Below are 271 nucleotides of genomic sequence, written 5' to 3'. Positions count from 1 at the left end.
AATTATGCAGCTAGCGTTGTTGAACAAGGTGATTGTATTTATTTAGATGCGGGGAGTACAACATTTGAAATGATTCCATTTTTAATCAATAAAGATGTTACTGTCGTTACGAATGGACTTATGCATATTGAAGCTTTAGTTGAAAATAATATTCGTGCGTATTTACTAGGCGGAATGATGAAGAGTAGGACGAAAGCTTTAATCGGTGCTATGGCACAGGAAAGTATGCAGAAGTATCGCTTTGATAAATGTTTTTTAGGTGCAAATGGTG

General features: G+C 35.4%; 1 protein-coding gene. It reads left to right on the top strand.

The annotated features are described in order from the left end of the window. Positions 1-271: sugar phosphate isomerase family (locus SB717_RS35955; protein ID WP_486360797.1), on the top strand; the 271-nt coding region annotated here is incomplete at both ends.

Source organism: Priestia sp. SIMBA_032 (assembly GCF_046535215.1).
GTDB classification, from domain to species: domain Bacteria; phylum Bacillota; class Bacilli; order Bacillales; family Bacillaceae_H; genus Priestia; species Priestia aryabhattai.
This window is presented reverse-complemented; position numbering and strand designations above follow the sequence as displayed.